Raw genomic sequence first — 15,528 nt, forward strand, 5'->3', positions numbered from 1 at the left:
CTGGTAGAAAAAGAAAGAATGTACACTGCCCTGCTTTATGATAAAGACAGTCTTTTTACGGGAAGCTTCAAAGATCTTTATAAACTTAATACCCGGACAAAAAAGAAGAACCTTTTTCTGGAAGGATATTATTTTACGGATATCAAAAAATTAAGGCACAACCTGTATGTAGGCGCTACCAACCTCAGCGGAATTATTCTTTTTAATAACAGAAAGATCCTTCAGAAGATTACGGAAAACAATGGGTTGGCAACCAGCCACATCAAAAAGATAGAAATAGAAAACCAAAATGTATTTTGGGCCAGCACCAATTCCGGGTTAAGCAGAATTGAAATTAGGAATCAGGGTCTGAGGATCAACAATTTCACCCAGACGGACGGATTACCATCGAATGTCATTGCAGGATGTGTGATAAAAGGAGATACTCTTTATGCAGGAACTTCGAAAGGGTTAGGAATTCTTTCCATCAAAAATTTATTGGCACAACAAAAATTCATTGATAAAAAAGTCATTATCAATTCTGTGGTGATTGGCAATAAGGAGTTTTTCAATCTAAATACACCACTCGTAGGGAAAACACCTAACAATGATATCACTTTTAATGTAAGCTTCCCGGATTACGCTTCACAAGGGAACATCAGCTATCAGTATACCATTGAAGGGCTCAGCGACGGCTGGCAGACCAGCAATTCTTCAAAAATAATCTTTAATGCTATTCCGCCCGGCACCTATACTTTTAAAGTGTTTGGGTTGGGCTATAACGGAAAACAGTCTTTTGCCTCTACAAACCTGAGTTTTGAAATTAAACCTAAATTCTGGCAGACATGGTGGTTTAAACTGGTGCTCATTATTCTGGGATCTGCTGTTATATTTATTCTTATCACGTTATATTTTCAGAAGAAACGAAATAAAAAACTGGAAACCCTTTATTACGAGAAGAAAATTGCAGAACTGGAGCTGCAGGCTATTAAAGCACAGATTAATCCTCATTTCATTTACAACTGCCTCAACTCTATTCAGTTTCTGCTGTATAAAAAAGACTATAAAGAGACGGAAAATTATTTAGATATTTTTGCCCAGATGATCCGGAAAACCCTCCATTATTCTGAAAAAACATTCATGCCGATCAAAGAGGAAATCGAATACCTGTCTTTATATCTTCATATGGAGCATCTTCGTTTAAAAGATCAATTTGATTATAAAATAACGGTCTCAGAAGCAACCAATGAAAACTGGATCATCCCTTCCCTTCTGATACAGCCGTTTGTAGAAAATGCCATAAAGCACGGTATCTCCAATATAAAAGACAGAAAAGGAAACATAGAGATTATATTCGATGTTACCGGCACATCACTGTGCATTACGGTTGAAGACAACGGCGTTGGAATCGGCAGTAAAAACCACTCTTCCCCTAAACCTGATTCTTTTGGAGTCAAATTATCTCAAAAAAGGATCGAAACTTTTAAACAGCTTTTTGACATGCATATTATGTTAGAGATTAATGATCTCCGTGAAAAAGAGCAGCGACCAGGAACCCAGATAAAACTTTATATTATACCTTATGAAAACTAAAATACAGGCATGCATTATAGACGATGAACAAGATGGAAGAGATTACATCTCTCTTCTGTTAGAAAACGAATTTCCTGAAATAGAAAATGCATTTCAGGCATCCAGCGTAGAGGAAGCCTACATTTTTCTTTCTAAAAATTCACCTGAGATTCTTTTTTTAGATATCCAGCTAAAAGATGGTACTGCTTTCGATCTGCTTTCAAAGTTCAAAGAAATAGATGCACAGATCATTTTCATCACGGCTTTTGAACATTTTGCCATCCAGGCCATTAAAAATGGTGCCGCCGATTATCTGCTGAAACCTATCAAAAAAATAGATTTCATTATTGCCGTGAATAAAGCGTTAGATAATATCAAAAAAAATAAATCTTCAACGCCTGCCACTTTACACAAAAATAAAATCAGTCTTCCGACCCTTCAGGGTTTCAAGCTCACCGATATTAATGATATCATCCGCTGTGAAGCTGATTCCAGCTATACCACTTTTCATCTTACTGATAAAACCAAGATTATTGTTTCCAAAACGCTGCATGAATTTGAAGAATATCTTTATGATCATAATTTTTTCAGAATCCATCATAAACATCTGATCAATCTTTCCCATCTCAAAGAATACATCAAAGGAAAAGGCGGACAGGTAATTATGGCAGATCAATCTGTACTGGATGTTTCCGTGCGTAAAAAAAATGATTTTTTATCTAAGATTGAAAATTTAGAGTAATAGATTATGAGTAACCAATTTCATTTTGTATTCAGTACGGGGTAGTCTTTTTTATAGAATTTCTGCTTCTGATTATAAAAAATGAATTAAATTCGAAGTAATTAAAAAATCCTTTAATGATACAACTTCCATTATCCAAACTTTCCAACATAGGAACCACTATATTCAGTCAGATGACCCAATTGGCGAACGAAAATGAGGCCATTAATCTCTCACAGGGATTCCCGGATTTCATGCCGGATCCTGAACTGCTGGATCATGTAGATTATTTCATTAAAAAAGGGTTTAACCAATATGCTCCGATGGGCGGAATGATCACTTTAAAGGAAGAAATTGCCAGAAAAATTGAAAACAGCCACCAGGCTATTTATCATCCGGACTCAGAAATTACAGTAACTGCAGGGGGAACTCAAGCTATTTTCACAGCGGTAGCCACTTTCGTTAAAAAAGATGATGAAGTGATTATTTTTGAACCGGCCTACGACTGCTATGAACCTACGGTAGAACTCTTCGGCGGAATTATAAAACGCTTTGAAATGAAAGCCCCGGATTATACGATCGACTGGACAGCCGTAAAAAATCTGGTAACCGATAAAACTAAAATGATCATCCTGAACAATCCTAATAATCCATCGGGTAAAATTTTAACAGAGCATGATATTCAGGAGCTTATTTCCATTGTAAAAGGAACTTCCATCCTTATTTTAAGTGATGAAGTCTATGAAAATATTGTTTTTGACGGAAAACAGCACTTAAGCATCGCAAAATATCCGGAACTGAAGGAAAGAAGCCTCCTGGTAGCTTCATTCGGGAAACTTTTTCATGTCACGGGCTGGAAAATCGGCTATTGTGCTGCTCCTAAGGTGCTGACAGATGAATTCAGAAAAATCCATCAGTTCAATGTATTTTCTGTTAATACTCCTATGCAATTGGCGTTGGCGGCCTACATGAAAAATGAGGATCATTACAATCATCTAAGCCAGTTCTTTCAGGAAAAAAGAGATTTTTTAAGAAAAGGCCTTGCCGGAACTTCTTTTGAACTTCTGGATTGTGAAGGAACTTATTTCCAGGCTTTGAAATATGATAAAATATCGGATAAAAATGATTTTGATTTCGCCAGCGAGCTCACTATCACTCACAAAGTAGCCAGTGTTCCTTTTTCATCTTTTTATAAAAATAAACTGAATGAGCATGTGATCCGTTTATGTTTTGCAAAGAAACAGGAGACACTGGAAAAGGCTATTGAGAATTTATCAAAAATCTGATACATTTTTATATCAACGGGGAAAGAAGTCTGGCCAGATGCTCGAAAAACACTTTGTAACCAGGCCTTTTTCTCCAGTCTTCAAGAAGAATTTCTTCACAGTCTTCCATGTCTTCTATGAATACATTATTGAGCTGCTGATTGATTTCGGTATCAAAAATAAGGGCATTGACCTCAAAATTCAGTTCCTGGCTTCGGGCATCCATATTGGCGGTTCCTACACAGGAAAAATTGCCGTCAACAATCATTGTTTTAGCATGAATAAATCCTTTTTTGTAAAAGAAAATCCGGACTTTATTTTCTAAAAGTTCTTCATAATAAGAATACGCGGCGGCATTGACTACTACAGAATCACCGGATTTAGGAACCATCAGCCTTACATCTAATCCTGAAAGAGCAACCTGTTTGATCGCATTCAGAACCGTTTCAACAGGAATAAAGTAAGGCGTTACCAGATACACTTTTTCTTTGGCAGAAAGAATCGCTGCATTGGTGCTGAGCATAATCGATGGCTGGGTATCAGGTCCGCTGGCTGCCGTCTGAACGATTGTTTTTCCAAAATCTTTATCTTTAAAATCAAAATATTTCTCTGAGAGCTCAGGAAGCTTTTCAGCCGCAAAAGTCCAGTTGCTCAAAAATAAAAACTGGAAGTAAAAAACGGCTTCCCCTTGTATATATAGATGCATATCACGCCAGTACTGTTTGGAATTAGGGTTGATATATTTATCAGAAACATTGATTCCTCCTGTGAAAACCTCTGCCCCATCCACAATAATAATCTTTCTGTGATCCCTGTAATTCACTCGGTTTGCAAAGATCCTGAATGTAATTTTGTTTACTGGTAATACCTCAATTCCGGCTGCTTTCAATCTTTTCAGTAATTTTTTACCGATTTTACCGCTACCCATGTCGTCATAAAGAAAACGAACCGTAACACCTTCTCTGGCTTTTTCTATCAGCAGATCCGCCAGCCTGTTTCCTATTTCATCGTTATCATAAATGTAATATTCAAGATGGATATGATGTTTTGCCCGTTGAAGCACTTCAAAAACTTTTGCAAATTTTCCTTCGCCATTGATAAGAAGTTCTACATGATTTCTTTGGGACAACGGTGAGTTGCCAGCATTGTATAAATAATTGATGGTTGTTGTAAAGTTCTCTACTTCATCAACTCTGTTTTCCAGGGTTGTATAATGTGTTTTCTGAATATATTTCTTTACCGCAGCATAGATTTCTTTATTCTGCTCAACCTTAAAGGTGTAAAATTTTTTCTTCCGGTAATTAACTCCAAAAACAAAATAAATAATAATTCCGGCAACGGGCAGAAAGATGATCAGCATCAGATAAGCCAGCGTCTTACTGGTGGTTTTGGTATCCATAATGATCCTTCCCGCAAGGAAAAACACCCCAATGAGATACAGGATCTCAAGGCCCGGCAAGATGTATGGAAACTGACTGAGAAATTCTTTAATCATAATCTAAAATCCTTTAAAAAATGTATTTCGGATCTGTTCTTTTAAAGGTAATAAAAAAGCAGTAGAAATTCTACTGCTTGTATAGGGTTCGGATACTTTGTTATATTATAAAAACATGCCGCCTGAAGCTTCTATTCTCTGGCCATTGATCCAGCCTGCGTCATCGGTACATAAAAATGCAACAATCCCCCCGATATCATCTGGAAGTCCGGCTCTACCTAATGCCGTAATGGTTGAAATCATTGAATTAACTTGTTGATCATCTCTTGTTCTTCCGCCGCCAAAATCAGTTTCAATAGCTCCGGGAGCAATGACATTGGCTTTTATTCTTCTCGGTCCTAATTCTTTTGCCATATATTTGGTCAGCATTTCAACACCGGCCTTGATAGATCCATATACCGAAGAACCAGGCAATGCAAATCTTGCTAATCCTGAAGAAATATTAATAATTCCCCCGCCGTCATTAATGAAAGGCAATAGTTTCTGAGTCAGGAAGAATACGCCTTTAAAATGAATATCTACGATATCATCAAGCTGTTCCTCCGTTGTTTCCGTAATAGGTGAATATAATGCCGTACCTGCATTATTCACAAGAAAATCAATATTCGTACTACCTGTATTTTCCTGCAAGTGGCTGGTTACGTTTTTTACAAATGCCTCGAAGCTTTTGGTATCTTTGGTGTCTAACTGAAAAGCAACAGCTTTTCTTCCCAATGTCTTTATCTCTTCTACGACTGCATCCGCCTCTTCTTTACTGCTTTTATAGGTAATGATAACATCAAGACCTTTCTGTGCCACTTTTAGGGCTGCATTTTTTCCTAATCCACGGCTTCCGCCTGTTATCAATGCTATTTTTGTTTTTGTTTCCATTTTTTTTGATTAATTTAATGATACAAAGTTGAACAATTTCAAAGGTAACCTGTTTGCTTGAATCAATCTGAAATTTGCAAAATTCAAATCATGAGCGGAATTCAAGCGGAGTGAATGATGTTTTTCGTTTAAAGAAATTGGAAAAGTGGGCAATTTCCTCAAATCCTAATGCATAGGATATCTCAGAAACATTCCATTTTGTTTGTCTCAGAAGGATTTTTGCTTCCTGAATCAGACGGTCTGCAATCAGTTCTGTAGTCGTTTTTCCTGTGTTTTCTTTGAGCTTTTTATTTAAATAGTTCACATGTACCGCCAGTCTTCCTGCATAATCTTTTGCCGTTTTCAGCTGCAGTCTTTGGTCGGAGGATTCAATCGGGAATTGTCTTTCCAACAATTCTATAAATAAAGAAACGACTCTGAGTGATGCATCATTTGAAGTGGAAAGCTTGGCTGCAGGCTGCAGCTTCTGTCCGTAATGGATAAGTTCCAGCACATAATTTCTGATGAGATCATATTTAAACAGATAATCGGAAGCAATCTCTTTTTTAATTTTTGCAAAAAGCTGCTCGATCTCCACAGCGAGTTCATCATCAATTTCAAATAAAGGAATATTCCCCGGCTGGAATATGGGTAATTCTTCAAGAGACGCCTGGGACTGGGATTTAATGAAAAAATCTTCTGTAAATACACAGAAACTTCCCGACTGGTTTGGATCTTCGGGAACCCAATGATAAGGAACTTTTGGCGTAGCAAATAATAAAGCATTCTGTTTGATCTGTACTATTTTATCTGCATATTCTGCCCTATTTTTCCCTCTAATAAGGCTTATTTTATAATATTTCCTTCTGTTATAGGGCATTTCAGAAGTTGTTCTGGCTTTTTCGATGGTCTGGGCAATATCAAAAACATTGAAATGCCCAATATCTTTATGAAGTCCTGTAGGAAAAATACTTTCGAGATCTTTCCCCAGCTTTGCGGCCATCTCCCGATAGAAATCCTCAAGAGAAGTACGGGTTATATTTTCCATGATGGTGATTTGTATGATTCAAATATACGAAGCTTCAGATATATGAAAGAAAATAATTTTTCATCCATTTTTTCTTTACGCAGTGATATATTCAATTATTTTATCTACCTTAGTTATTAGCTAACTCACTAAAAATCATTACCATGAAAAATCAAAAGGTACAAAAAGGGAAGAAACTAAACAAAAAAGAACTGAGAGTGATTACCGGCGGACGAATAGACTGCATCGATCCTATGACAGGAAACTGTAAGCAAATATCAAAAGGCTGCGCACAGATTCAATGCCAGCCGACACTGGAACCTATTGAATAATTTTTCATTACATTCTTATTTACTAAACCATCTAAAATTAAAAAATATGCAAATTACAGACTTACAAAACGGTAAAAAATTAAACAAAAAACAATTAAGATCCGTGAATGGCGGATTAATGATGTGCATTGATCCTAAAACTAACGGATGCAGGATCATATCCAAAGGCTGTGCTGATCCTCAATGCAGGCCGGATTTAATTCCATAAAGACAACATCACTCCCATAAAAAATACCATTCCTGACAGAATGGTATTTTTGTTTATTATTTTATTGCCAAGGATCATGTTCTGCTTTTTTAATCAGATTAAGGAGGATATTTTCTGTAGATTCCTGACTGAAAGAATGGAGTGACTGTCCTGCCCAAATGCTGACAAAATCAGCATTTTCATTTAATTTGGCTGCTTTTCGAAGTCCGGCAGTGAGCTTATTCTGATAGGGATAAGGAAGGATGTACTGTGTGGAATCAATGGCTATCATAAAGGCATTCTGAACTCCTCTCGCATATCTCCCCGAAAAGCTTTTGGTTAAAATGATGTCATTCTCTTTTGCGCTTCTCAGTCTTTCTTTTTCAAATTCCTTCAATGCGCTTTCCACAGACCCTAACAATAAACTGCCTATCTGAAACCCCTGTGCTCCCAGAGTTTTGGCTGCCAGCAAAGTTTTACCATCATAAATTCCTCCCGCATACAGAAGAGGAACGTTTACCGTATCATACACTTGTGACAGCAGGGACAATCCTCCAATCTGAGGGATATTTTCACTGGTGAAACTTCCTCTGTGCCCTCCGGCTTCAATTCCCTGAACACAAATAATATCGATCCCGGATTTTTCTAATATCATGGCTTCTTCAACAGATGTACAGGTTCCGATAAGGATGGTTTCATTATTTTTCAACTTCTGAATGCTTTGCTGATCCAGATTACCAAAAGTAAAACTTACTATTTTGCAGTTTTCTGAAATAAGAGCATCTATCTGATCATGATAGCTGTTGATCTTCAGGGTATCTATTTCCGGAAGATCAACATTCATATGATGATCCGCTGCCAGTTGTTCTATGAACCTTTTAGTTTCAGCATATTGAGCTCTTAACGAATCTGTGATTTCAGGAATTTCATTAACAAAAATATTGACGGCAAATTTTTTATCCGTTAACTGCTTTGTTGCACGAATTGCTCCTATACAATCATCAACAGACAGATCTCCTAGTGGTAAGGAACCGAGACAGCCTGCTTTGGATGCTGCAGCGGCCATTGCCGGGGTACTCACTCCAAACATGGGTGCCTGAATCACCGGATATTGGGTTTCCAACAAATTGGTCACCTGATTTTTCCAATTGATTGTTGTATCCTTCATCTTAATAAATTGTAATTGTTGTCACACAAAATTATCATTAATTTCACATCTTTAGAAAGGATAGTAAATGATTATTATTAGTTTTTCATTATCGAAAATTTAGTCTGCTATCATAGGGAAATAATTTTTAAGCCATGGTTGTGCATTGCAGTACCAGCCCGATTTTTGAATGAAATTATTTATTTAAAAAGTACTTTATCATTATTTATTTACACATTTATCCTAACAAAGTGACATAATATTAATTATTTTCATTACTTTAGTGAATACTAACTCACTAAAAATCAAAACAATGAAAAGTTTACTTTTACAAAGCGGAAAAAAACTGAGTAAAAAAGAATTAAAAACGATTGCAGGAGGAATGCTGGATTGTATGCAGCCTGTTCTATGCACTCCCGATTATCCTTGCGAAACATACCCTCCGGATGATCCAAGAGCATGTACGCTTATTTCATCAGGATGTGCCCAGAAAATATGCAGACCTCAATAATTTTTAGCACCATACAATTTTAATAATACCATTCTTATTTAGAATGGTATTGTATTTTCAGGAAACTGTCTGGCTAACAAGTTCTACTTCCCATTTTCCGTTTTTGTATTCTACAGTATAATCACTGAATGAACCACTGCCCCATTTGTTAATATAAAATGTATTCGGATCTTTTTTGTCTTTTTTAATTTTTGAAATCCCGAAATCGAAAACATCTGTAATTTTAATATAACCGGTTTGCCGATTTTTATCTTCCGGAGAAAACAGCACCCTATATTCAGTAGGATTTATCTGGTGAAAATAATCACAGTCGCTTTTAAAAACTTCAAAATAATAAGGCATTTTTTTAAAATCAAGTGTCGTGGCATAAGTTGGCAACAGCATCTGATACAGTTCACTGAATTTATTTTTTTCAGATGTAAACATAGGATTCTGGTCATTAAAATCATCGGTCCCGTCTCCATCTGTATCTTTATTGTTTGGGTTTAGCCCAAAACTTTCTTCAAAAATATCATTGTACCCGTCATGATCAGAATCTTTTATCAGATCTTTTAAACTGATTGTAAACAGTTTGCCATCCTCAAGAGCTGAATAATCATCATGCCCGGGAAGGCCGGGAACTTTTATAATTTGCACCAGACTCCCTTCCACCTGCAGAAATCCATCTTTAATAATGGGTGCTGCCTGAATTTCATTAAGATAATAATGACTAAAACTTAATCCTAAGAAATAAGCAGAAGGCTGATTATTTTCAATTTTCAGCAGCCAATATCCTAAATTATTTCTTCCTAACGCATACTGAGTATTCCCTAATTCCTGTTTTCCAAAACATAGAAACTGCTCTGAAAATTTATCTTTAAAAAGCTTATAGTCTATATCGTAAGTATTTTTTGCTTTCTCATACATTCTCCATTTGCTCTCATGGGCATATACACTGTCCTGTTTAAAACTTCTGAATTTTTTAAGGGTAGTGATCGTTAAGTAATTCACTTTTTCGTCAAGAATCTGTTTTGCCGTATAAGGTTTCTTTTCTATATAATTATTCTTTTCTGCTTCTTTAATAAAACATCGGTCTTCAATTGTCTTTGAACATGAAAGGGCTGTTAAAACAGCAAGGAGATACAGTGGTTTCATCGTTAAAATTTTTCTTGTGAATGCAAAAAACGCTCCCAAAAAGATGGAAGCGTTTTTTTATATACGAACTTTAATATTTCTTATACGTTGAATCTGAAGTGCATGATGTCACCATCCTGAACGATGTATTCTTTACCTTCTACAGAAAGTTTTCCAGCTTCTTTGATCTTTATTTCAGAACCATATGTTACATAGTCTGCATATTTGATTACTTCTGCACGGATAAATCCTTTTTCGAAATCAGTGTGAATAACACCAGCTGCCTGAGGAGCGGTCCATCCCTGTCCGATCGTCCATGCTCTTACTTCTTTTACTCCTGCCGTAAAGTACGTCTGAAGTTTCAATAAGTCGTATGCTTTTCTGATCAAACGGTTTACTCCCGGTTCTTCAAGGCCTAATTCTTCAAGGAAGATCTGTCTTTCCTCGAAAGAGTCCAGTTCGTTGATGTCTGCTTCAATCTGAGCAGCTAATACTACTACTTCAGCACCTTCTTTTGCAGCCATTTCCTCAATCTTTCCGATCCACTCGTTTCCGTTTTTGATTGAATTTTCATCTACATTACAAACGTAAAGTACCGGCTTATTGGTTAAAAGCTGAACATCTCCGATAAGCGACTTTGCAAAGTCGTCCATTGGAAATTCTCTTGCATTTTTACCGTCTTCTAAAAATTTCTCAAGATTCTGAAGAATTTCGTACGTCAAAAGATCGTCTTTCTTTCCCGATTTAATGAATTTTTTAGCTTTATCAACAGCTTTTCCTACCGTTTCAAGGTCTTTCAGCTGTAGTTCAATATCAATAATTTCTTTATCACGTATCGGATCTACAGAACCTTCTACGTGGATGATATTTCCGTTGTCGAAACATCTCAATACATGGATGATCGCTTCACACTCCCGGATATTGGCCAGGAACTGGTTTCCCAATCCTTCTCCTTTGCTGGCTCCTTTTACAAGACCTGCAATATCCACGATTTCAACCACAGCCGGTAACACTCTCTCTGGGTTTACTAATTTTTCTAATTCAAACAATCTTTGATCAGGAACAGATACCGTTCCCAAGTTAGGTTCGATTGTACAGAAAGGATAGTTTGCTGATTGAGCTTTTGCGTTGCTCAAACAGTTAAAAAGAGTTGATTTACCTACATTTGGCAAGCCTACGATTCCACATTTCATAATGAAACTATTTAATATTTAAAGGTCCGCAAAGATAGTGATTTTAAAGGGAGTTTCATAATAAAAAAAATCTGCCGTTGATGTGGCAGATTTTATTCATTTTAGTTTTAGGTTCTAAGGATTGGCTCCTGTAGCCTCTTGTGCTAATGGGGCATCATCAGGAGCTTCCTGTAATGTTTTATCTAATGTAAATAAAGATTCATCTGTGGCTCTGTCTCCGCCTGCAATTTTTAATTTATCAATTAGATTGGACGCTAATGTTTCTTCTTCGATCTGTTCCTGAACAAACCACTGCATGAAATTCCAGGTTGCCCAGTCTTTTTCTGCCAGCGACATATCTACGATCTGATAAATGGAAGTGGTATTATCCACTTCATGTTTAAAAACCCCGTCAAAACATTCTGTTAGGGATTCAGGATCTTTCGGAGGAGCCGGAATCGCATCTACCTTAGGTTTTCCGCCTCTGTTGAGTACATATTCCATGAATTTAATGGAGTGATTTCTTTCTTCCTGTGAATGCCTGTAAAGGAAATTGGCGATTCCCTGATAACCTTTGTCGTCTGCCCATATTCCATACGATAAGAAGGTATGAGAGGCAAGAATTTCTTTGTTCATTTGGTCACTTAATGCTTTTTCCAAGGTTGGGGAAAGTCTGTTCGTATTCATAAAAGTATATTTTTTGTGTGATTATGAATAGTATGATGCAAAAATGATTCCGATAAGATTATTAATTTTAATTAAAACAATAAAACATAGTTTATAATAAACTGATATTCATTAATTTGAATTGATAATTTATAGTTATTCTAAAATAATAAATCCAATTTTCTAATAACCGATGGTTCAAGCATCAGAAAAGTTTAAAAGAACAATAAATTAAGCCGGAAACAATTTCCTCCATTTATGAATTGTATTCCGGCTCATTTTAAAGTGACCTGCTAATTCTGTATTATTGAGTTTGTGTTTTTTCTGAAAATCTAATATCTGCAGTACTGCCGCTTTATCATAAGAACGGTGTTTTTGGCTTGGTCCTCTTTTCCCATTTATGTTTTTACCAAAAATAATTTCATTAACAGTAATAACATCCAGCATAGTAAGCTCCTTTTTGGAAAGAATATAATGACACGCTGTTCTTTTATCCGGATAACGGGTATTAATCATATCCAGATAAATTCTTTTATAGTTGGGCGTCCGTCTGTTGTCTGTTATTTTTTTTGATTCCACTTTTGGTTTACCATATTATTATTAATCACTTATATTTAAGGAGCCATTTATATAGTGTCGTTTTTGGAATGTTATATTCTTCAATAATCTCTTTTTTAGATTTTTCTCCGGAGGAAATGAGTTCTAATATAAATGCTATTATTTCTTTAGTATATAAGCTCTTTCTGAACTGCGGCAGTACAAACTTCCGTGGTCCCTTTTCATTCTTAATATTCCCATTTCTTCTTCTCTGAGGAGAATATAAAATTAAGTGGTGGGAGTAAAGCCTAAAGAAATCATATTCTAATAATTTGCTCCATTTCAAAAGTATATCAGTAGAAAGGTTTTCCTGAGCGAACATTTCTTTCAATTCTGATTCAAAACAATTAAAAAAACGACATGCCCGGTCAATGTCCATAGCTACTTCCTCGAAACGGCAATGTATTAATCTTCCGACGTGTATATCTTTGAAATTCAAATTAATTGCAGGCAATAGATGATGTTGATAATACGCCGGAATCATTTACGGTTATTTTGTAGCAGCTTCCATTGGGTGATTTCAGAATCATAATATCAGAAATGTTTTTCCACTGCAGCTTTCCTGTCAATGAGGTTGTATTACCATTTAAAGCCATAATCTGACCATTAGTTCCTGTCTCAGCAGGGAAACTATAGGTAGATTGTGTTGTCCCGGATATACTGTTAGCCGTAAACTGTATTCCATTCGTTGTATTGGTCTCTACTTTGGCCGAAGCGCCTGATGCATTACCCACTTCCATTCTTGAATAAGGGTTAGAACCTGTACTCTGTCCCCAAAAACTAGTAGAGGCAGTAGTAGTCTGGCTTATAAAAGCTGTAATTCCTGCATTAAATTGTAAAACAGATATCCCATTTGCATCTTTTACGACAAAATTACCTGCTCCTTTCCCGATTCCCAATAAAGAATATTCTGTTGCGGCAGAAAGACTGCTGTTATTGGCAATACTCATGGTTGTAGTTGGGCTGCCTGCTAAATCATTTTTATAATTGGTCAGCTCATAAAATAACCCTGTAGAAGCATCCTGATATTTGGAAGAAAAGTTTCCATTAACATCTAACATTTTCTGTGGGTTGCTGGTATTAATTCCTACCTGTGAAAATAAAATCTGCAAACTGAAACAGCATAAAAGCATTGTCATTTTTTTCATTCTAAAAGTATTTTTATGTTGCAAACCTAAGCGTGAATATCTTACTTTACAACAAAAGTGTTTTAGAAATCATGAATAAATAAAGAGAAAAACACTACACAATCAATTAAAAATCAATAAATTAATTCTTTTTTATCTTTAGTCTGCTTAATAAAATCCGAAGGCGAAATTCCGGTTATATTTTTAAAATTCGTAGCAAAAACACTATGGGAAGAGAATCCACAGGCCTCCGCAAGGTAACTGATTTTATAGTTTCTATATGCTGGATCATTAATGATTTTTGAACATATAAAATCGATTCTCAATTCATTAATGTATGCGTTATAATTTTTTCCTTTACTACTGTTTATGACTTCGGAAAGGTAATTTGTATTGGTATTAAACTGCGATGCCAAAAGTGAAAGGCTAAGTTTTGGGTTAATGAATTTTTCCGTCTCTTCAAATTTTTTAAGTTTTTCCAAAATATCTTTTTCCCTGACTTCTGGAATATTCATTTCTTTTACTTGTTTTGAGGGAAATTTGTGTCCTTGATCATCAGAAATAGTCTTAGTTTCCAGTTTCTTAATAATGTTTTCATAAAGAAACTTTTGCTTTTTATTTTTTTGACGGTTATAATATAAAATAATACACAACAATATGGTAAAAAGAACACATGCACCAATTAATATCATTTTAATACGTCCCGCTTTAGCCTCGGTTTCCTGTCTGCTTTTTTCAAGGAAGGTGAAGGCATATTTCACTGCTTCTTTTTGGGAGTTGTTCAATGTTTTCTCAAATTCCTCCTGCTTTTTTTTATAGAATAAAGCCTTATCCTGATTGCCATTTTTATCGTATATGCTGGACAATAACGCATAGTTTGTACTCAGATTGGGGTCTTTTACTTTCTGAAGATAAGAAGTGGCCCTATTAAGGTAATTTAAAGCACTTTTTAAATTGTTTTTTTGGTATTCAAGAACTCCCAGATTGTTATAGGAAAGATTTAAAATAAAGGGATTTGAACTGATATCAGGAATCTGTACTGTTTTCTTAAAATAATAATACGCCGAATCTTTTTGGGTATCCAGATAGATGCTTCCCAAATTATAATATCCTGTACTGTATCTCAACAGTTTTTCTCTTTCTGACAAACCGGACCTGTTGTAAAATTTAAAAGCCTTATTTAAAAGTGCAGCAGGCTTTTCTGTTTTTTTCTGTAAAATATCGTAGAGAGCTAATTGATAATAGAGATCTCCGGTCATTTTGTTTTTAATTTTGGGATCTTCTATTTTTCCGGCAGTTTCCAACCCTTCCCTTGCATATTGCTCTGCTTCGGCAAGTAATCCCATCACGGCGTACGTTCCCGATTTATGAAGCAGCACATCACTTGTAACAGCCGGATCATTTATACTCCCGGATTCATTTTCTGCCCTGTTGATGAATGCCATTCCTTTTTTATGGTCTCCGGTTAAAAGGTAAGCCTGGGAAACATATAATAAAGTATTAATTTTATCTTTACTATCAGCATTTTTATATACTTTTTCCCAGCTATGTAAGGCCTGATTCGGGTTCGTTTCAGACATTTTTTTGAAATCATCGATAGGATTCTGAGCATGAATACTCATGAACAAAAATAAAAACAAAGCAATACAGCAGTTTTTCATAAGAAAAAATAATTAAAATGTACGTTCAATACAATTAAACCGATCTGATACAGTATGTATCCCAAAACTATAATGAACAACTAAATTTACTAATAAAATACAGTCAA

General features: G+C 35.7%; 17 protein-coding genes. 6 read left to right on the forward strand and 11 right to left on the reverse strand.

What is annotated here, in order from left to right:
* Positions 1–18 precede the first annotated feature (18 nt).
* The 3 genes from IW15_RS12250 (at position 19) to IW15_RS12260 (ending at position 3,558) form a co-directional block, all read left to right on the forward strand.
* Positions 19–1,572, forward strand: a complete 1,554-nt coding sequence (locus IW15_RS12250; protein WP_034711583.1) for a sensor histidine kinase — start codon at positions 19–21, stop codon at positions 1,570–1,572.
* Positions 1,562–2,293 carry a LytR/AlgR family response regulator transcription factor gene (locus tag IW15_RS12255; RefSeq protein ID WP_034711584.1) on the forward strand — a complete coding sequence of 244 codons (732 nt, stop codon included), beginning with the start codon at positions 1,562–1,564 and terminating at the stop codon, positions 2,291–2,293. The genes IW15_RS12250 and IW15_RS12255 overlap by 11 nt, the downstream gene beginning before the upstream one ends.
* A 116-nt stretch (positions 2,294–2,409) precedes the next feature.
* Positions 2,410–3,558 (forward strand): methionine aminotransferase, encoded by a 1,149-nt coding sequence (locus IW15_RS12260; RefSeq protein WP_034711586.1) that lies wholly within the window; start codon positions 2,410–2,412, stop codon positions 3,556–3,558.
* A 7-nt stretch (positions 3,559–3,565) separates the two neighbouring features.
* Here the strand turns inward: IW15_RS12260 and cls are convergent, their stop codons facing one another.
* The 3 genes from cls to IW15_RS12275 form a co-directional block, all read right to left on the reverse strand.
* Entirely contained in the window at positions 3,566–5,032 is a 1,467-nt protein-coding gene (cls, locus tag IW15_RS12265; RefSeq protein ID WP_034711587.1) for a cardiolipin synthase, read from the reverse strand.
* A 105-nt stretch (positions 5,033–5,137) separates the two neighbouring features.
* The gene (locus tag IW15_RS12270; RefSeq protein ID WP_034711588.1) at positions 5,138–5,902 is read right to left on the reverse strand and encodes an SDR family NAD(P)-dependent oxidoreductase; all 765 of its coding nucleotides are present in this window, start codon (positions 5,900–5,902) and stop codon (positions 5,138–5,140) included.
* 88 nt (positions 5,903–5,990) lie between these two features.
* Positions 5,991–6,929 (reverse strand): helix-turn-helix domain-containing protein, encoded by a 939-nt coding sequence (locus IW15_RS12275; RefSeq protein ID WP_034711590.1) that lies wholly within the window; start codon positions 6,927–6,929, stop codon positions 5,991–5,993.
* A 143-nt stretch (positions 6,930–7,072) separates the two neighbouring features.
* On the opposite strand from IW15_RS12275, the gene IW15_RS22790 reads away from it, so the two are divergent.
* Positions 7,073–7,240, forward strand: a complete 168-nt coding sequence (locus tag IW15_RS22790) for a hypothetical protein (protein ID WP_165585190.1) — start codon at positions 7,073–7,075, stop codon at positions 7,238–7,240.
* Between the two features lie 46 nt (positions 7,241–7,286).
* A complete protein-coding gene (locus IW15_RS22795) occupies positions 7,287–7,448 on the forward strand; it encodes a hypothetical protein (protein ID WP_165585191.1) in 162 nt (53 codons plus the stop codon).
* A gap of 61 nt (positions 7,449–7,509) precedes the next feature.
* On the opposite strand, the gene IW15_RS12280 is transcribed toward IW15_RS22795, so the two are convergent.
* The gene (locus IW15_RS12280; RefSeq protein WP_034711591.1) at positions 7,510–8,595 is read right to left on the reverse strand and encodes an NAD(P)H-dependent flavin oxidoreductase; all 1,086 of its coding nucleotides are present in this window, start codon (positions 8,593–8,595) and stop codon (positions 7,510–7,512) included.
* A 292-nt stretch (positions 8,596–8,887) separates the two neighbouring features.
* On the opposite strand from IW15_RS12280, the gene IW15_RS12285 reads away from it, so the two are divergent.
* On the forward strand, positions 8,888–9,085 hold the full coding sequence (locus IW15_RS12285) for a bacteriocin (RefSeq protein WP_034711593.1): 198 nt from the start codon (positions 8,888–8,890) through the stop codon (positions 9,083–9,085).
* Between the two features lie 57 nt (positions 9,086–9,142).
* On the opposite strand, the gene IW15_RS12290 is transcribed toward IW15_RS12285, so the two are convergent.
* The 7 genes from IW15_RS12290 to IW15_RS22035 all read right to left on the reverse strand — a co-directional run bounded on the left by IW15_RS12290 (position 9,143) and on the right by IW15_RS22035 (position 15,421).
* Positions 9,143–10,219 (reverse strand): hypothetical protein, encoded by a 1,077-nt coding sequence (locus tag IW15_RS12290; protein ID WP_034711594.1) that lies wholly within the window; start codon positions 10,217–10,219, stop codon positions 9,143–9,145.
* An 80-nt stretch (positions 10,220–10,299) separates the two neighbouring features.
* Complete coding sequence (gene ychF / locus IW15_RS12295) at positions 10,300–11,391, reverse strand: redox-regulated ATPase YchF (RefSeq protein WP_034711596.1); 1,092 nt, start codon at positions 11,389–11,391, stop codon at positions 10,300–10,302.
* A 114-nt stretch (positions 11,392–11,505) separates the two neighbouring features.
* On the reverse strand, positions 11,506–12,057 hold the full coding sequence (locus tag IW15_RS12300; protein ID WP_034711598.1) for a ferritin: 552 nt from the start codon (positions 12,055–12,057) through the stop codon (positions 11,506–11,508).
* Between the two features lie 210 nt (positions 12,058–12,267).
* Complete coding sequence (locus IW15_RS12305; RefSeq protein WP_228384359.1) at positions 12,268–12,615, reverse strand: helix-turn-helix domain-containing protein; 348 nt, start codon at positions 12,613–12,615, stop codon at positions 12,268–12,270.
* Between the two features lie 25 nt (positions 12,616–12,640).
* The gene (locus IW15_RS12310) at positions 12,641–12,955 is read right to left on the reverse strand and encodes a helix-turn-helix domain-containing protein (protein WP_316931881.1); all 315 of its coding nucleotides are present in this window, start codon (positions 12,953–12,955) and stop codon (positions 12,641–12,643) included.
* 118 nt (positions 12,956–13,073) lie between these two features.
* Entirely contained in the window at positions 13,074–13,781 is a 708-nt protein-coding gene (locus IW15_RS12315; protein WP_034711600.1) for a hypothetical protein, read from the reverse strand.
* A 113-nt stretch (positions 13,782–13,894) separates the two neighbouring features.
* Complete coding sequence (locus IW15_RS22035) at positions 13,895–15,421, reverse strand: response regulator transcription factor (protein ID WP_084681423.1); 1,527 nt, start codon at positions 15,419–15,421, stop codon at positions 13,895–13,897.
* Between the last annotated feature and the right edge of the window lie 107 nt (positions 15,422–15,528).

The sequence above is a fragment of the Chryseobacterium soli genome, assembly GCF_000737705.1.
Lineage (GTDB): Bacteria > Bacteroidota > Bacteroidia > Flavobacteriales > Weeksellaceae > Chryseobacterium > Chryseobacterium soli.